Consider the following 18027-nt stretch of genomic DNA (forward strand, 5'->3'; position numbering starts at 1 on the left):
CTAGAAATTTTTGGTACATGTTGCTAAATTTGAATTTCTTTGTTGCTGGAGAATAGTGATAGAAAATTCTCCGATTTCAGAAAAAAAGTATTTTCATTCAATTAACTCTTTATCAAGTGATGCCTCTAAGTCGCTGACAGATTTAATTAATAGTCTTTCTAAAGAGCAAGTCTTTAATCAAGACTTATTGCTTTCATTGAGCTTCGCTCTGCGTAGTTTCACTAATTTACAGCGCTTTCTTGAACTTATTCCACTTTTTGCGACTCAATTAGTTGGTGTCAAATGGGCAATTTTAATTCCTTTTCAAGATAACGGCAGTCTTTGGTGCGAACAATTGCAAATGTCTCCAAGTGATGAAGATCCTGAACTTTTTAGAAAATTATTTCTTTTAGAGGAAGGAAAAAAACCTGGTTTCGGGATGGAGGAAAAGAATATTGCAATATTAGATCGTTTGGTTCAAAGATATTTTGATTCTTGTAATTTTATTGCTACATCAATAGTTTCTCGGGGCAGACATAGAGGTCGATTGTACGTAATTGATAAAAAAGAGATTATTTTTGGAAGTAATGTTCATCGAAAACATATTCAAATAGTTGCTGATTTGACTGGAGTAGCGATAGAAAATGATGTCATATTTCAGGTTATTAGAAATCATGAAAAAGTCGATAGGCAAATAAGTACTGGGGCTGAAATCCAATCACAACTATTACCTGATCAATGTCCAATTATTGATGGGGTTGAATTAGCTGCCTGTTGTAGGCCTGCCTTTCAAGTAGGTGGTGATTATTACGATTTTATGCCTACTCGTCCAGACTTGAATGCAACTGCAAAATCCAGTGGTCGATGGGCTTTTGTAATTGGTGATGTTATGGGTAAAGGCGTACCTGCCGGATTGTTGATGACTATGTTGAGAGGAATGCTTCGAGCAGAAGTTTTAACAGGATTACCCCCTGATTCTATTTTGCATGATTTAAATCAATTAGCTCTTGAAGATCTAACTCAATCACATAGGTTTGTAACTTTGTTTTATTCAGATTTTGATGCGAAATCAAGAAAACTGCGTTTTGCTAATGCAGCACATAATCCTCCATTGCTATGGAGTGCTAAGTCACAATCAATCATGCGATTAGATGCTCCTGGCCTATTGATAGGTCTTCAACCTGAAGCTGAATATGGATGTGGAGAGATTATTCTTCAGCCTGGAGATGTTCTTCTTTATTACACCGATGGTGTTACTGATGCACCTGGTATCTCAGGTGAACGTTTTGACGAAAATCGTTTGATAAATTTTTTAGATAAATTTGCTAGAGAGGGATTAGGTGCTAAAAAAATACTGAATAAACTTTTTGAAAGATTAGATGCGTTTGTTGGTGTGAGTGATCATCATCTTGAAGATGATGCATCAATGGTAGTTTTAAAAGTCAATGAAGATCAACGGTTCCTGAATTAACTTGGCAGACCTCCTGACAATTGCCAAGACTCTTGCTTTATTTGTATTAGTAATTTGGAAAAGGCATTGAGCAAAACTTGGAGCGATAGATTTGATAAAGGACTCAATCCTTTTATAGAAAAATTTAATGCTTCAATTGAGTTTGATATTTATTTATTAGAAGAAGATTTAGATGGATCAATTGCTCATGCACGCATGCTTGGAATTCAAGGAATAATTTCCAAGGAGGAGGCTATTAAATTAGAAAAGGGTCTGCAACAAATTAGAAAGGAGGCATCTAGTGGTTTGTTTCAACCTGTTATTTCTGATGAAGATATACATTTTGCCGTAGAAAAAAAATTAATAGATTTGATAGGTCCACTAGGGAAGAAACTTCATACTGGCCGTAGTCGTAATGATCAAGTTGGAACAGATCTCAGATTATGGTTGAGAAAGCGTATTGATGAAATTGATATGGATTTGGAGCGTCTTCAGAAAGCTCTTTTTTTATTAGCAGAGCAAAATCTTCATACACTTATTCCTGGCTATACGCATTTACAAAGAGCACAACCTTTGTCATTAGCGCATCACTTATTGGCATATGTTGAGATGGCACAAAGAGATAGAAATAGATTAATAGATGTAAGAAAACGAGTTAATATTTCTCCATTGGGAGCAGCTGCTTTGGCAGGAACTTCTATCGCTATAGATAGAAGAATTACTTCTTCAGAATTACAATTTCAAGACATTTATTCTAATAGTTTAGATGCTGTCAGTGATAGAGATTTTGTCGTAGAGTTTTTAGGAGCCTCATCATTAATTATGGCTCATCTAAGTAGATTATCTGAGGAAGTTATTTTATGGGCGTCTGAAGAATTTGCATTTATTCAACTAACAGATCGATGTGCTACTGGTAGTAGTCTTATGCCTCAAAAAAAGAATCCTGACGTTCCAGAACTAGTTCGAGGTAAATCAGGGAGAGTCTTTGGGCATTTACAAGCTATGCTTACGATGATCAAAGGGTTACCGTTAGCATATAACAAAGATTTTCAGGAGGATAAAGAAGCAATCTTTGATAGCGTGAAAACTGTTAAGAATTCGTTAGTTGCAATATCAATTTTATTCGAAGAAGGTTTGATTTTTAGAAAAGAAATACTTAATCGTGCTGTTTTATCGGATTTTTCCAATGCTACAGATGTTGCTGATTATTTAGTGGCTAAGGAGATACCATTTCGAGAGGCATATCAATTGGTTGGGCGAATTGTGAAGACTTCCATAGAGCAAGGAGTTTTATTAAAAGATATTCCTTTAGAAACATGGAAAACATTTCATAAATTTTTTGAAAAAGATATTTTTGAAAAGCTCTTGCCTTCAAGTGTGGTTGAGTCACGCTTGAGTGATGGTGGGACTGGTTTTGAAAGGGTTCAAGAGCAGCTTGTTTTGTGGCGAGAAAAATTATTTAAGTAAAAAAATTGTTTTAAATCTATTTGAGGGCTTTCGGTATTAAAGTGGACATTGATAACTCATTTTAGAGTTATTAATTTTGGCTATTCGTAGCCTATTAGTTACATTTTATTTTCAGTCCAATTTTCAAGTGAGTATTTTTGTCGGCAACTTACCCTTCCGCGCTGAGCAGGAAGATGTCATTGAATTGTTTTCTCCTTTTGGGGAGGTGGCAAATTGTTCTTTACCTTTAGAACGAGATACAGGACGCAAAAGAGGTTTTGCTTTTGTTGAGATGGCTGATGAAGCAGTTGAAGCTTCAGCAATTGAATCTCTACAGGGTGCTGAGCTTATGGGCCGTCCCTTAAGAATCAACAAAGCTGAACCCAGAGGCAGTGCTCCCAGAAGAGGCGGCGGTTACGGCGGTGGCGGTTACGGCGGTGGCGGTTACGGCGGTGGCGGCCAAGGTGGCGGTTACGGCGGTGGCGGTTACGGCGGTGGCGGCCAAGGTGGCGGTTACGGCGGTGGCGGTTACGGCGGTGGCGGCCAAGGTGGCGGTTACGGCGGTGGCGGTTATGGCGGTGGCGGCCAAGGTGGCGGTTACGGCGGTGGCGGTTACGGCGGTGGCGGCCAAGGTGGCGGTTACGGCGGTGGCGGTTATGGCGGTGGCGGCCAAGGTGGCGGTTACGGCGGTGGCGGCCAAGGTGGCGGTTACGGCGGTGGCGGCCAAGATCAATCAGCTCAAGATAGACCTTCTGGAGCTAAAGGTTGGGAAGACCGTAGTCATGGAAATGCTTCTCAAGATGCTAATGGCTTTGATCAAGGTCGCAGTAGAAGAAGAAGAGGAGCTTCTCCTGAAGGGGGAGATGACACAACTGCAGATTATGGCGGCGCAGAATCTTAAAGATTTTGTTCCTTTTTTAATGCCCAGCATCTTCAAGTTGCTGGGCAATTTTTTTTAAAATAGAAACGTCAGCTTTATTATTTTGACATTTTTCGCTTAACTCTTGTCTCAATATTTTTGCATTTGGTATGTTTTCTATCAGGTTTAGGATGTGTTTAGCTATGTGCCACAGACGTCCATCATTTTCTAAATGTTTTTGAGCAAAAGGAATAGTTTTTATTATTATTTTTGATCTAGAAAAATGTTCTTCTTTTTGTCCGAAAATCATCGAATCTATTTTTGTCCACATGAATGGACGTGAGTATGCTGATCTCCCTATCATTGCTCCATCAAATACTTTGAGAGTTTTAATACAATCATCGATTGTATTTATTCCACCGTTAAGTTCGATAATTAATTCAGGCCTGTTTTTTTTTAATTTTTCAACTCTTTCATATTGAAGGGGTGGAATTATTCGATTTTCTTTTGGATTTAATCCGTTTAGCCAAGCTTTTCTTGCATGAACAATAAATCTGTCTGCTCCTGCAATTGAGCAATTATCAACAAATCGCATAAGGTATTCATCACTATCGAGGTTATCAATACCAAGTCTATGTTTAACTGTTATTGGGATATTGCATGATTTTTTCATTTTTTCTATGCAATTTGCGACTATTTTTGGTCTTCCCATTAGACAAGCTCCAAAGTTGCCAGATTTTACTTTTGGACTTGGGCATCCAATATTTAAATTAATTTCGTCATATCCCCAATCTTCTGCTATTTGAGCTGCCTCAGCTAAAAGTTTTGGATTGTCTCCTCCCAGCTGTATGGAAATTGGGTGCTCAATTTCATCAAAATCTAATAATTTATTTCTATTTTTGCTGTAATGGATTGCTTGCGCCACAATCATTTCTGTATAAAAAAGAGATTTTTTTGTGATTTGTCGCATGAGAACACGAAAATGCCTATCCGTGCAATCCATCATTGGAGCAATACTTAATCTGTAATTAGCGAATTCATTTGTTTTGCAAGAGTTGGAGATCATTTTTTATGAATGAATTTTTTCAACTTTTAGGGAATATATTTTATTAATATTGGTTGAATTGAAAAATTTCTTTGAACCGTAGATTTTTAATGATTGGATTCGTGAATGCTCTCTTTGGTTTTATTATCAAACCAAAAAGTGCTTTTGCTTCCTCTAAACCTATGGATAACTATAAAACTTTAACGGAAGCAGAATGGGAAACTCGTTTACCCAAAGAAGCTTTTTATGTTTTACGCAAGGAAGGAACCGAGAGACCCTTCTCAAGTCCTTTAAATGATGAGAAAAGGAAAGGAGTTTTTCTTTGTGCAGGATGTGGACTCGCTTTATTTTCTTCAAAAACAAAGTTTGACAGTGGAACAGGTTGGCCAAGTTTTTTCGATCATTTACCGGATGCAATAGAGACAAAAACAGACTTCAAATTAATTGTCCCTAGAACTGAATATCATTGTCGACGATGTGGTGGGCATCAAGGGCATGTTTTTAATGATGGTCCAAGGCCAACTGGTAAGCGATATTGCAATAATGGTGTCGCTCTTGCGTTTGAAGTTGATTCGTAAATGATTTTCTTTTCCTATTTAATAGGTGTGGGCTTCCGTAGCTTGTATAAAAAACCCTTTACTATCAACATGGTTAGTTAGTTGTTCAAATTATATGAATTCAGACGTGTCCTCTTCCGAACATGAATTATCTCAAGATGGTGCATCACAAGATAATTCCAACGAAAACGCTGCAAGTTTTAATAAAAATCATGGATCATCCCAACAAGTTGAGGTTTCTGATAATCCAGAAGTAAAGCTTGAATTGAATAATAATGATTCAGTAGAAGCTATAAACGAACAATCATCAAATAAATCTGATTCAAATATTAAAGTTCCAGATACTGAAGCAAGATTACAGCAATTAGAGAAAGAGCATGAAACTTTAAACAGCCAATACATGAGAATAGCTGCTGACTTTGATAACTTCCGAAAGCGTCAGACGCGTGATCAAGATGATCTAAAAATTCAACTTACATGCACTACGCTTAGTGAAATACTTCCTGTTGTCGATAATTTTGAAAGAGCAAGACAGCAATTAAACCCTGAAGGCGAAGAAGCGCAAGCATTGCATAGAAGTTACCAAGGACTTTATAAGCAATTAGTTGAAGTTCTTAAGCAATTAGGTGTTGCTCCTATGCGTGTCGTTGATCAGCCTTTTGATCCTTCTTTGCATGAAGCTGTCATGAGAGAGCCTAGTGATGAAAAGGCTGAGGATATTGTGATTGAAGAATTACAAAGGGGTTATCATTTGAATGGTCGTGTTTTAAGGCATGCTTTGGTGAAAGTTTCAATGGGACCAGGACCGAAAACAGCTAATCAAGATACTCCTGATGAGAGTGCTGATAATCAAGAACAGAGTCAATCTTCAGAAGACTCACCCAAAGATGAGAATTAACTACATGACGATCGAAAGGGAATTGAATTTGTTTAAATGAACTAATGGCTGATTTTTACGATCTATTGGGTGTTAGTAGAGATGCTGATGCTGACACTTTAAAAAGAGCTTATAGACAGCAAGCTCGGAAATATCACCCGGATGTGAACAAAGAACCAGGTGCGGAGGATAAGTTCAAAGAAATAGGTAAAGCATATGAAGTTTTAAGTGATTCTCAAAAGCGAGCTCGTTACGACCAATTTGGAGAAGCTGGAATTGGTGGGGCCGCTGGTATGCCTGACATGGGAGATATGGGAGGCTTTGCAGATTTGTTTGAGACTTTTTTTAATGGCTTTGGTGGACCTGGTTCTCCAGGAGGTTCTCGCCCTCAAAGACGTGGACCTCAACAGGGAGATGATTTACGTTACGACCTAACGATTGATTTTGATAAAGCTATTTTTGGACAAGAAAAAGAGATTACGGTTCCTCATTTAGAAACTTGCGATGTTTGCAGAGGGACTGGGGCTAAGAAAGGCATTGGTCCTGTTACTTGTTCTACATGTAGTGGTGCAGGTCAAGTAAGAAGAGCTACTCGTACACCTTTTGGCAGTTTTACCCAAGTCGCTGAATGTCCAACTTGTGGTGGCTCTGGACAAGTGATTAAAGATCCTTGTAACACTTGTGGAGGAAAAGGGGTTAAACAAGTAAGAAAGAAATTAAAAATTAATATTCCTGCTGGGGTTGATAGCGGAACACGATTAAGAGTTTCAGGCGAGGGTAATGCTGGATTAAAGGGCGGTCCCTCAGGAGATCTATATGTCTTTTTAAAGGTTAGAAATAATCCTACTTTAAAGAGAGATGGATTGACAATTTTATCTGAGGTAAATATTAGTTACCTTCAGGCAATTTTAGGTGATACTATTGAAATAGATACTGTAGATGGCCCGACTAAATTACAAATTCCAGCTGGAACCCAACCTAACTCTATTTTGAATTTAGAAAACAAAGGAGTGCCAAAACTAGGTAATCCTGTTGCTAGAGGTAATCACCAAGTAACAGTAAAGATAAAATTACCTACAAAATTATCAGATTCTGAAAGAAATTTATTAGAAAAGTTGGCTGGACATTACTCTGCACGTGGACCTCAACATCATTATCATAAAAGTGGCTTATTTAGTAAGTTGTTTGGAAAATAATAGTGGAAAAAAATAATGTTATTAATCATTATTTAGACTTGTGTGGCCTTACTTGTCCAGTCAATTTTGTTAAATGCTGTTTGGTGTTGGAAAACTTATCTTCTAATCAAATTTTAAAAGTAGACCTTGATATTGGTGAAGCTGAGACTAGCGTGATTGATGGTTTACAAGAGAAGGGTTATAGAGTAAAGATATTGAATAAAGACTCTAAAAAAGTAACTTTAGTAATATCGAGTGAAGAAAAATAAATCTAAGAATTTAAAAGGTATTGTTGTTGCACTTAAGGCAAATTTTTTAATTGTAGAGATTGACTATAAAGATTTTAAAGATGAGTTTTTTGATCAATCATATAAAAAAATTAGACTTTTATGCACAAGAAGACGCAAGTTAGATTATCAAGGTTTATTTATAGATGTCGGTGACATAGTTTTTGTGGAGTCTGTAGACTTTAAAAATAAACGAGCAGTAATTTCTGAAGTTGAGAAGAGAAAAAGCTTTTTAAAACGTCCGGCCGTGGCAAACGTTACATTAGTTTCTATTTGTATCTCAGTTGATGAGCCTTTATTTGATATTGAGCAAGCAAGCCGTTTTTTATTAACAGCTGAATGTGCAAACATAAAGCCTTTGGTAGTTTTAACAAAAATAGATTTAATTACAAAGAATGATTTGATCTTACATATAAATCAATTAAAATCTTGGGGTTATGATTGTATACCAGTATCTATTTATACTTCTCAGGGCATTGATTTATTAATAGAACGATTTCGAAGAACAAAATTAACTGTACTTGCTGGGCCATCTGGAGTAGGAAAGACAAGTTTAATTAATCAATTCATCCCAACCGTTTCATTACCCACTTCATCTGTGTCCAAAAAGTTAAAGAGAGGTACTCATACAACAAGACATGTCGAACTTTATGCTATTGGAAATGGATCACTTCTTGCTGATACGCCAGGGTTTAATCGTCCAGAAATTGTATGCAAGACATCTGACTTTGCTTATTTGTTTCCTGAGTTTCGAACTCAGTTAAGTAAGTCAAAATGTAAGTTCCGTAATTGTTTGCATAGAGATGAGCCTGGTTGTGTAATTAATAAGGATCTTGAAAGATATCCTTTTTATCGTGAGAATCTTGAGGAAATGATTAATCCTCATCTCCCATACCAGGCAGGTTAAGCTTGAATCCACCGGTTAAATCTTCCATTCGCTCTTTCATCGTTGAAGTTGAAACTTCATGAGCGGATTTCATGGCATCTAATATTGCTTCTTCGACTATTGCTCTTTCTTCAGAAAGAAGAGATTGATCAATTTCTACTCGTAAAGGTTTTTGATTTCCTGACATCCATATTTTTGCTCGATTGTCATTATTCGTTCCTTCTATTTCCATAACTTCAAGCTCCTCTTGAAGTTTCTGAGCATTCTGCTGAATTTGTTGAGCTTTTTTGAAAGCTTCAGTGAGTTGTCCAAAATTTGGTAGTCCGAATCCAGCCATGAGAATTTCCTATTGTTATTGATTTTAGGGTTTAAATTTAAAAGCCACATTGTTTGACTTCTGTTTCTAACAAGATTCCATAAGAATTAAACACTTTTTTTTGAATGTATTTGATCAACTCTCTGACGTCACAAGAAGAAGCATTGTTTGCATTAATTATAAAATTTGAATGTATTTTTGATATTTCAGCTCCACCACAACGAAAACCTTTTAGACCAAGTTCTTCAATTAATTTTGCAGCTTTTAAAGGTTCTGGATTTCGAAAAACACTCCCGCATGTTTGGGATTTATAAGGCTGAGTTCGTAATCGATGATTTAGGTTTTCATTAGTAACTTGTCGAATTATTTCTGCTTGACCTGAAACCAGCTTGAGTCGGGCAGATAAGACAATCAAGTTCTCATTTTGAAGCAGACTGTGTCGATATCCAAAATTGAGATCCTTTTTTTTGATCATTTTGTATTCTCCTTTCAAAGACAATGTTGCAATACTTTCGAGATAGTCTGATATGGAATGTCCTTGCGCTCCTGCATTCATAACTACTGCTCCACCAATTGTGCCTGGTATCCCGACAGCCCACTCAAGTCCATGAAGTCCATTTGCAGCAGCTTTTCTGGCCAACGTTGGGAGCATTTCACCGCCAAGAACATCAACAACTCCATTATTTTTATCAATATGTACACCTTTGAAATTACGCATACATAAACTTAAACCTTTAATTCCTTTGTCGTTAATTAGAAGATTTGATCCAGCACCAAAAATATTGCAGGAAATTTTTTTCTTATTTATCCAATTAATTAGATATTTAATTTCTTCCATATTTTTCGGTTGAGCAATCCATTCTGCAGGACCTCCTATTCGCCAAGTAGTAAAATTTGATAATGAAATATTTTTTTCTAATTGAATACAATTCATTTATCAAGCAGCTAAATTATTTTTTATTGACTTATTATTGATTAATTTTAAAAATAGACTTGCACATATCATATTAATATCTCCTGCTCCCAAAACTAAAATCAAATCTTTTTCTAGAGTATTTTCTTTTATTAGTTTTATCAGATCTTGATTATTATCTGGAGTATATACTTCTAGATTTGGTTTTAATTTTCTTAACTCATTTCCAATAGTCTTATTATTTATTCCTTCGATTTGATCTTCACCAGCAGAGTAGATAGGTGTTATTAAAACTAAATCGGATTTACTTAGGCTTTTTGCAAAGTTTTTTTGAAATTTTTTAGTTCTACTATACCTATGAGGTTGAAATATTGATACTATTCTTTCAGGTAGAATTTCGGAAAAATTATTTTTTGTATTTCTCATGGTAGAAGCAATTGATATTGCAGCATCAATTTCACTAGGGTGATGAGCATAATCTTCCACTATTAATCTGTTTTTCCATAAACCTCTATAGTCAAATCTTCTTGAAGGAAGTTGTAAATATTCAATTCCTTTCTTTATATCTTTAAAAAGAATTCCAGCTACTCTACAAGCAGCCAGTGCAGCAATTGTATTACTTAAATTGTGTATGCCGGGAATAGGTACATTGATTACATCGATAAATTTTCCGTTTTCATAATATTCTGCAATAATTTTACAACCATTAGATTCTTTTGGAATTAGTGCAAAATCTATATTATTAGTTTCTTGAATTGAAAACCATTGAGAAGCTTTTATATTATTTTTAAGGTTTTGGCAGTCATAATTTGCAATTAGGTAATTAGAATTTTCTGCAAATTTTTTCATTGTTTTTATTAAATCTTCTAGATTTTGATAATGATCAACATGTTCGAGCTCTACATTTGTGATAATTCCAATATTAGAATTAAAGGTCACTAATGATCCATCTGATTCATCTGCTTCGGCTACTAATATTTCACTATTACTAACGTTGTAATTTTTATTATATAGAGGAACAACACCACCAATTACAGCAGTAGGATCTTTCTTTAAAATAGAAAGAATAGTTGTTATGTAAGTACTTGTGGTTGTTTTACCGTGAGAACCTGAAATAACTATAGATTTCTTTTGATCGATTAAGAATTTTAGGATTTCTGAGCGATGTTTTATTTGTAACTTACATTCTTTAGCTTTTTTTAATTCGAGATTTTCAGGACGGATTGCAGAGCTGATTACAACTAAAATATTTTTATTTTTTTTCTCTATAAGTTTATCAATGTTTGATTCTTTCTGAGTGTTAAATATAATTACATGATTATTAGCTAATTCTTTCAAGATATGGCTACTTTTTATGTCTGAACCTGATATGGAATATCCATTTTTAGCCAGAATCATTGCTAGGGCAGACATGCCAATGCCTCCGATTCCAATGAAATGGATGTGAGGAGGTAAGACTCGTAACTTCTTCAATTTCACTTTGGTGTCGAGTGAAAGATAACTCTTCATCTTTCAAAAGGCACATTTTTTAAAGAATTCCAGTGATTTTGTACCTTTTTATTTGCTTAAGGCATCATATTTTTTTCAAAATGCTCATCGTTCTGTATGATCAGCGGCCAGTAGCTTATGCGGTTTAACCGTTTTTGAAATGACTTTGCGTGTTGCGATTAATGGATTCGGAAGAATTGGACGCAATTTTATGCGTTGTTGGCTCAGTAGGGGTGGGAATACAAATATTGAGGTGGTTGGAATCAACGTTACTTCTGATCCAAAAACCTGTGCTCACCTACTTAAATACGACTCGATTCTCGGTGCAATAAATGATGCTGAAATCTCACATACCGACGATACATTTGAAATTAATGGTAAAACTATTAAATGTTATTCGGATAGAAACCCATTAAATCTCCCTTGGAAAGAGTGGGGTATTGATCTAGTTATTGAGTCAACAGGTGTATTTAATACAGATGTTGGAGCTAGTAAGCATTTACAGGTAGGGGCTAAGAAAGTAATTCTTACTGCTCCTGGCAAAGGTGACGGTGTTGGAACATATGTGGTTGGTGTTAATGCTGATCAATATTCTCATGGAGATTTTGATATTCTCAGCAATGCAAGTTGCACCACAAACTGTCTAGCTCCAATAGTGAAAGTTTTAGATCAAAAGTTAGGAATAAATAAGGGTTTAATGACCACAATTCACAGCTATACCGGAGATCAAAGAATATTGGATAATGCCCATCGTGACTTGCGCAGAGCAAGAGCTGCCGCAATGAATTTGGTTCCTACGTCAACAGGTGCAGCAAAAGCTGTAGCTCTTGTTTATCCAGAAATGAAAGGAAAGCTTACAGGTATTGCTATGCGTGTACCAACTCCGAATGTCTCTGCAGTTGATTTAGTTTTTGAATCAAGTCGTAAAACCAGTGCTGAAGAAGTAAATGCATTGTTGAAAACTGCCTCAGAAGGTGAAATGAAAGGAATAATCAAATATGGAGATTTGCCTTTGGTTTCCTCTGATTATGCTGGAACTAATGAATCAACTATTGTTGATGAAGCATTAACAATGTGCATAGATGACAATATGGTTAAAGTTTTAGCCTGGTATGACAACGAGTGGGGTTACAGCCAAAGGGTTGTTGATTTGGCTGAAATTGTTGCTCAAAAATGGAAATAAAACTTATGCTCTATTGCTAAAAATGTTGAAATAGACTGGATTCCTGAATATTAATTGACTCTAAGTTATCCCAGGAAATATTTGGTTTACCTTCTTTTATAAACCCAATTATATGGGCAGAATCCAATTCTTTAGAAAAAGCTTCTGCCCATTCTTTAGGAAGAGTAACTATCAATTCATAGTCTTCCCCCCCCTTTAGCATCCATTCATCCCAAAGTGAATCTTTTGGCCATTCAGGATCTCGAAGAATAGAATTTTTCGACAAAATTGCTTGGCAATTACTGCTTTGGCAAATTCCTCTTATTGACTCAATGAGTCCGTCGCTGCTATCGGTTCCTGCAGCTCTCCAACTCAATGATTTAGGTTTGCACTCTTTTAATGCTTTGAGTGCCTTTAGAGCGGGATAAGGGCGTTTGTGTGCGTTAATGGCTTTATTGGTAAGGTTTGAACTTATTGAGATTTCGCTTGGTAGTTGTTCTGATGTTAAAAGTGCTAAACCTAATCTACTCAATCCATGGAATCCAGTGTTGACAATATAGTCCCCTGGTAAAGCATTTCCTCTATGCAATCTGGGAGGCTTCATTTCTCCAATTGCAGTAATTGAAATCATTTTTGTTTCTCCACAAGAGCAATCTCCACCAATTATTTCTCCACCAAATTCTTGCATCGCTTCAGACATTCCTTCGTATAGGTGTTCTACCCATTGCCACCTTGTGTTTGCTGGCAAAACAAGTCCAACGGTAAAGGAAATTATGTTGTCTGAGCCACTGCAAATTAGATCAGAAATATTTGTGGTAATGCATTTCCAGCCAATTTCTTTGGCATTAGATATTTCTTCAGAAAAATGAATTTTATCTACAAGTAAATCAGTATTAATCAATATATTTTTATTAATTGTATTTATTTCTGCGACATCATCATCTATCTGAGCAGATCGCATAAATCTTTTTAAACGATTAAGTAATTCTATTTCACCTAAATCTTTAATTGTTGTTGTCACTTTGTTTGAAAATTAAGCTTTGAGTTTGAGATTTTCTGAACCATTTAGTACTTTAATTGAGATGATTTTGTCATCTACTCCAAGTTTACTCAAGATTTCAGAACCTTCTATTACGTAGCCGAAAGCCGCGTTTCTTCCATCAATAAGATTTCGCCCAGCTGGATTTAATTCAGCTTCATATAAGAAAAAGAAAAACTGAGATGAACCATCATTTAAATCGGTATCAGAGTGCGCCCATCCAAGTGTGCCTAAAGTTGCAAATGGAAGAACAGGGGTTTCAGTGTAAAGTCCAACCTCTTCAAAAGTTTCGCCATAAAGTGTATCTTCAAAATTAGGTGTTCTTATTTCTAATGGAACTTTTCTCAACTCATTATTATCAGGGTCTATATATCCAATCGCTTCTCCTTTAGGATCTCCAGTTTGAAGAATAAAAAATTCTTCAGCTCTATTAATTGGTAAACCATCGTAAAAACCTTTCAAGGAAAGATCTATAAATGCACCAGCGGTAAGAGGAGCATTATATCCATCAATAATTGCGCTCATATTTCCTTTTGATGTTTTTATTTCTACATTTGCTCTACCTAAAAGTCTTGGTAGATTGTCATATTCACTAGGTATTTTATATGGAAATGCATCAGTGATTAAAAGAGATTCTAAATCATCAATTGTTTTCAAACTTTCACGTCGGACGTTAAGAAATGAGACTTTATTCTTTTCGTTTGTAATTTCTCCTAAGTCATCAAGTTCTTCTTTCAATTTTGTGAGCAGATTAACTGCTTTTTCTTTGTTTTCCTCTGGTATTGATTCAAGAATTTGATTTTTTCTATTGCTTACCAAGAATTGACTTCTCGAAGTGGCTTTGCTGATGGCTGACCATCTACTTCCTCGAAGATCGTCGCTGGTATCTTCCAGTTTGTTTTGTAATTCACGTAATTCTTTTTGGTCAATCGGTAAAGAATTTCTTAATATTGCATATGGATCTTTGAGTCGATTACCATTTGGAAGGCTTGCAGCAGCAGGTTCAATCCATGGAGAGCTCAAAGAAAATAGGATTGTTACCAGGGCAAGAATGCAAATCTTTTTTGCCATGTTAATTCTATGTTTTGCATGACTTTGGCACAGACTTATGATCGATTGGTATCTTTTGTGTGAATGATTTCAAGTAACGACTTTCGCACTGGCACTACGATCGAGTTAGACGGTGCAGTTTGGCGTGTAATTGAATTCTTACATGTCAAGCCTGGCAAGGGTTCTGCCTTTGTCAGGACTAAATTAAAAGCTGTTGTGAGCGGTAGTGTTGTTGAAAAGACTTTTAGAGCTGGTGAAATGGTTCCGCAAGCTCTTCTGGAAAAATCAAAGTTACAACACACATACATGGATGGAGATGATTTTGTATTTATGGATATGACTTCTTATGAAGAAACGCGCCTAACAGCTAAACAAATTGGTGAAAGTAGGAAATATCTAAAGGAGGGTATGGAGGTTAATGTAGTGTCTTGGAATGAAAAACCTCTTGAAGTTGAATTGCCCAACTCAGTTGTTTTAGAAATAAAAGAAACTGATCCAGGGGTAAAAGGTGACACTGCTTCGGGAGGTACAAAGCCTGCAATCTTGGAAACAGGAGCCCAAGTCATGGTCCCATTATTTATTTCAATTGGTGAGAAAATTCGAGTAGATACTCGAAATGACAGTTATCTAGGCCGAGAAACACAATGACAATGAATCTTGATCACGAAGAGCTACATCGCTTGTTGGCAACTTTAGCTGAGAGCGATATTCAAGAGTTTCGACTTGAGGGACAAGACTTTTACTTGGAAGTAAAACGTAATTTAGGAACACCCTCGGATTCAATTATTTCTCAGAAGAAACAGATATTAGAAGAGAGTGATTCACCACCACCTCAACGTAAAGTTGAGGCTACTGCAGTTCCAAGTACTCCTCCTCCTTCTGTCCCTGGCTCCCGCTCTGATTTGGTTGAAGTGACTGCTCCTATGGTTGGTACCTTTTATCGTGCACCAGGCCCAGAAGAACCCCCATTTGTGGAAATTGGATCAAGAATTAGTGTTGGACAAGCTGTTTGTATTCTTGAGGCTATGAAATTAATGAATGAATTAGAGTCAGAGGTGAGTGGTGAAGTGGTTGAAATTCTAGTTGAGAATGGAACACCAGTTGAGTTTGGTCAAGTTTTAATGAGATTAAAACCTTTATAAAAGTTTTACTTATCTAGAAAGAAGCCAGGCATTATTGATAGCAGCAACCATACTTGCCTCTCTTGCCTTGAACTTACCTGCAATATCAAGAGCAGTTCCATGATCTGGTGATGTTCTCACAAAAGGTAATCCAAGAGTTGTATTAACAGCTTCATCAAAAGCAATCAGCTTGACTGGTATCAGACCTTGGTCATGATACAAGGCAAGAATTCCATCAGGTGCATTATTTTCATTTGAGGGGCGATTCCATGCGTCTGCTGATGAAATCCAACAGCTATCTGGAGGTATAGGTCCAATAACTTTGATTCCGGGATTGTCTATTTTCCACTCATTCAAAGTAGGAATAATTAAGTTTTGTTCTTCTATTCCAATTTTTCCTTCTTCTCCTGCGTGAGGATTTAAGCCTGCTACATGAATTAATGGTTTTTTTGTGAACTGACGACAAAAATTCAACAACTCATCTAATTTATATCTAATTAACTCTTTAGTTAAATTATTATTTATTTTATTAAGAGAAATATGTGTTGTAGCTAATAAAGTATTAAATCTCCAACCATTGTTTGGTGAGATCGCTGTAAAAAGCATGGATGTCTTTTTATTAGTTAATTTACCTAATAATTCAGTTTGACCTGCAAATTCATGCCCTGCTTTATGCCATGCGATTTTTGAGATAGGAGCTGTAACGAGAGCTTTAGCTTTACCCTCCAAAAGGATATTTGTCGCTTTGACAAGCCATTTAAAACTTGCTGAACCAGTTATTTCATCAACTATTCCTGGAATAATTTCTTTTTCTAAAGGAATATCAATAATATCAAGTTCCTTAGGGTCAGTAATATTATGTATTCCCTGACTGATTAGCTGAATATATGTTTGATAAATATTTTTTTTACACCCTACAAGTAAAGGGTGTATATTTTTATTTAAGTATTTAGAGCCAAGCGCTTTTAGCGTTATTTCAGTTCCTATTCCTGCAGGATCACCCAAAGAAATAATAAGAGTATTTTTCTTTGTTTCTGGTGTTTGATTTCTTTTCATGTTTCGATGTGATTTTGATTTTTTATCTTACGTAAATGATTTAATAATCTAAGTCTTTTGATGATTTTAAGTATGTTTTGGATATTCGAAATAGTTTATTGACTCAGGTAATTTATCAAGTTTAAGTGTTTTATGAAAAGAATAGAAACTAAAGATTATTATCACTCCAAAAACTATTCATTCATTTTTAATTTAGAGAAACAATTTTTTAGACCAGATTTGAAATCTGGATAAATCAGAGAATATCCTAGCTTTTTACACAAAAGCTTATTATCAACTTTTCGATTTTCTTGCCAAAAAGATAGCGCCATTGGACTCATCTCTTTTTTTGCAATTTCAAAAGGAATTGCTAATGGAACAGATTTTTTGGCTATTTTCGCTGCGAAATTAATAACTTCAAGATTATTACTTGGTAAGTTATCAGCTACATTTATCACTAATGGATTTTTCCCTTGAGAATAGAGATTGATTAAAAATAATACAGATCCAGCAATATCATCGACATGAATTCTTGAAAAAACTTGACCGGGCTTATCTATCATTTTCGTTGTTCCCTTAAATAGACTGTCAAACGCAGACCTTCCAGGCCCATAAATACCTGGCAATCTAAGAATTTGAAGAGGAAGCTTGGTTTCTATCCATTGTTTTTCACATGCAAATCTACGAATACTTCTTTCTTGTTGGGGATTAGGAGAAGTATTTTCATCTACCCATCCTCCTTTAGTATCCCCATATACTCCAGTAGTGGATAAATAGCCAACCCATTTTAAATTTTTTGAGTTTTGTAATTGAGTTTTGAGTCTAAGTAGAACTGGATCTTCACCATTCAATGAAGGAGGTATGCAACTCAATACATGTGTTGCTCCTTCGAGAATTTCATTTGATAATTGTTTTTCTGTATTGAATATGAAATCAGCTCCTTCACTTTCTTTGCTTCTTCTGCTGCACAAAACCTTTACCCCTAGACGTCTTGCTAAAACTGCAATTCTTTGTCCACTAAAGCCGCCTCCAAATATGATTAATTTTGATTTAGGCGGTAGAGGATCAAACCGCTTGACAAAATCCTGATTCATTAGTACAAATGTATTATGTTGTTATTTAGCAATGATTGCTTCTTCTTTTAAGCCTAGTCTGAATTCCGTAAATGGTGCTAGCAAATTAAGGATCCATAAAAGATTATCTAGGCAGAATAAAAGTCTAAGCTTGATAAAGCCTTTGCTTGCATCAATTTGCTCTCTTCTATGTATAGCTTTTGTTCCTCAGAGGTCTTCTAATTTAGTTTCTGTATGTGAGAAATATAATTCTTCAGTCGCCTGTCAAG

19 protein-coding genes are annotated in these 18027 nt (G+C 35.8%); 11 read left to right on the plus strand and 8 right to left on the minus strand.

Annotated elements, in window-relative coordinates; genetic code table 11:
- Positions 1–100: 100 nt before the first annotated feature.
- From AC6EIY_RS07625 to AC6EIY_RS07635, 3 genes are all read left to right on the plus strand, one after another.
- Positions 101–1450: a PP2C family protein-serine/threonine phosphatase gene (locus AC6EIY_RS07625; protein WP_498508187.1), complete on the plus strand. Its 1350-nt coding sequence runs from the start codon at positions 101–103 to the stop codon at positions 1448–1450.
- Positions 1451–1504: 54 nt separating this feature from the next.
- On the plus strand, positions 1505–2896 hold the full coding sequence (gene argH / locus AC6EIY_RS07630; RefSeq protein ID WP_498506343.1) for an argininosuccinate lyase: 1392 nt from the start codon (positions 1505–1507) through the stop codon (positions 2894–2896).
- Positions 2897–3023: 127 nt separating this feature from the next.
- Positions 3024–3776, plus strand: coding sequence for an RNA recognition motif domain-containing protein (locus AC6EIY_RS07635; protein WP_498506344.1), 753 nt, complete (start codon positions 3024–3026; stop codon positions 3774–3776).
- A gap of 16 nt (positions 3777–3792) precedes the next feature.
- Here the strand turns inward: AC6EIY_RS07635 and dusA are convergent, their stop codons facing one another.
- Positions 3793–4800 carry a tRNA dihydrouridine(20/20a) synthase DusA gene (dusA, locus tag AC6EIY_RS07640; RefSeq protein ID WP_498506345.1) on the minus strand — a complete coding sequence of 336 codons (1008 nt, stop codon included), beginning with the start codon at positions 4798–4800 and terminating at the stop codon, positions 3793–3795.
- Between the two features lie 89 nt (positions 4801–4889).
- Here dusA and msrB point away from each other — a divergent pair, with 89 nt between their 5' ends.
- From msrB to rsgA, 5 genes are all read left to right on the plus strand, one after another.
- Complete coding sequence (msrB, locus tag AC6EIY_RS07645) at positions 4890–5357, plus strand: peptide-methionine (R)-S-oxide reductase MsrB (RefSeq protein WP_498506346.1); 468 nt, start codon at positions 4890–4892, stop codon at positions 5355–5357.
- A gap of 94 nt (positions 5358–5451) precedes the next feature.
- Complete coding sequence (grpE, locus tag AC6EIY_RS07650) at positions 5452–6234, plus strand: nucleotide exchange factor GrpE (protein ID WP_498506347.1); 783 nt, start codon at positions 5452–5454, stop codon at positions 6232–6234.
- 44 nt (positions 6235–6278) lie between these two features.
- A complete protein-coding gene (gene dnaJ / locus AC6EIY_RS07655; protein ID WP_498506348.1) occupies positions 6279–7409 on the plus strand; it encodes a molecular chaperone DnaJ in 1131 nt (376 codons plus the stop codon).
- A 2-nt stretch (positions 7410–7411) separates the two neighbouring features.
- Entirely contained in the window at positions 7412–7657 is a 246-nt protein-coding gene (locus tag AC6EIY_RS07660) for a sulfurtransferase TusA family protein (RefSeq protein ID WP_498506349.1), read from the plus strand.
- Complete coding sequence (gene rsgA / locus AC6EIY_RS07665; protein WP_498506350.1) at positions 7644–8582, plus strand: ribosome small subunit-dependent GTPase A; 939 nt, start codon at positions 7644–7646, stop codon at positions 8580–8582. The genes AC6EIY_RS07660 and rsgA overlap by 14 nt, the downstream gene beginning before the upstream one ends.
- Here the strand turns inward: rsgA and AC6EIY_RS07670 are convergent.
- The 3 genes from AC6EIY_RS07670 to murC are packed head-to-tail and all read right to left on the minus strand — an operon-like array spanning position 8551 to position 11299.
- A complete protein-coding gene (locus tag AC6EIY_RS07670; protein ID WP_498461772.1) occupies positions 8551–8898 on the minus strand; it encodes a YbaB/EbfC family nucleoid-associated protein in 348 nt (115 codons plus the stop codon). The two genes, rsgA and AC6EIY_RS07670, sit on opposite strands and share 32 nt — an antisense overlap.
- A gap of 37 nt (positions 8899–8935) precedes the next feature.
- Positions 8936–9811, minus strand: a complete 876-nt coding sequence (gene murB / locus AC6EIY_RS07675; protein WP_498506351.1) for a UDP-N-acetylmuramate dehydrogenase — start codon at positions 9809–9811, stop codon at positions 8936–8938.
- A gap of 3 nt (positions 9812–9814) precedes the next feature.
- Positions 9815–11299: a UDP-N-acetylmuramate--L-alanine ligase gene (gene murC / locus AC6EIY_RS07680; protein WP_498506352.1), complete on the minus strand. Its 1485-nt coding sequence runs from the start codon at positions 11297–11299 to the stop codon at positions 9815–9817.
- Between the two features lie 139 nt (positions 11300–11438).
- On the opposite strand from murC, the gene gap reads away from it, so the two are divergent.
- Positions 11439–12461, plus strand: coding sequence for a type I glyceraldehyde-3-phosphate dehydrogenase (gene gap / locus AC6EIY_RS07685; protein WP_498506353.1), 1023 nt, complete (start codon positions 11439–11441; stop codon positions 12459–12461).
- Between the two features lie 16 nt (positions 12462–12477).
- Here gap and thiL read toward each other — a convergent pair whose 3' ends face one another.
- Both thiL and AC6EIY_RS07695 read right to left on the minus strand, forming a co-directional pair.
- Positions 12478–13461: a thiamine-phosphate kinase gene (gene thiL / locus AC6EIY_RS07690; RefSeq protein WP_498506354.1), complete on the minus strand. Its 984-nt coding sequence runs from the start codon at positions 13459–13461 to the stop codon at positions 12478–12480.
- A 12-nt stretch (positions 13462–13473) separates the two neighbouring features.
- The gene (locus AC6EIY_RS07695; RefSeq protein WP_498506355.1) at positions 13474–14550 is read right to left on the minus strand and encodes a peptidylprolyl isomerase; all 1077 of its coding nucleotides are present in this window, start codon (positions 14548–14550) and stop codon (positions 13474–13476) included.
- Positions 14551–14613: 63 nt separating this feature from the next.
- Here AC6EIY_RS07695 and efp point away from each other — a divergent pair, with 63 nt between their 5' ends.
- Both efp and accB read left to right on the plus strand, forming a co-directional pair.
- A complete protein-coding gene (efp, locus tag AC6EIY_RS07700) occupies positions 14614–15177 on the plus strand; it encodes an elongation factor P (RefSeq protein ID WP_036906095.1) in 564 nt (187 codons plus the stop codon).
- The gene (gene accB, locus AC6EIY_RS07705) at positions 15174–15671 is read left to right on the plus strand and encodes an acetyl-CoA carboxylase biotin carboxyl carrier protein (protein ID WP_498506356.1); all 498 of its coding nucleotides are present in this window, start codon (positions 15174–15176) and stop codon (positions 15669–15671) included. Before efp ends, accB begins: the two co-directional genes overlap by 4 nt.
- A 9-nt stretch (positions 15672–15680) precedes the next feature.
- On the opposite strand, the gene pdxA is transcribed toward accB, so the two are convergent.
- On the minus strand, positions 15681–16706 hold the full coding sequence (gene pdxA, locus AC6EIY_RS07710; RefSeq protein ID WP_498506357.1) for a 4-hydroxythreonine-4-phosphate dehydrogenase PdxA: 1026 nt from the start codon (positions 16704–16706) through the stop codon (positions 15681–15683).
- Between the two features lie 173 nt (positions 16707–16879).
- Positions 16880–17779, minus strand: a complete 900-nt coding sequence (locus tag AC6EIY_RS07715) for an SDR family oxidoreductase (RefSeq protein WP_498506358.1) — start codon at positions 17777–17779, stop codon at positions 16880–16882.
- Between the last annotated feature and the right edge of the window lie 248 nt (positions 17780–18027).

The organism is Prochlorococcus sp. MIT2304 (genome assembly GCF_059772405.1).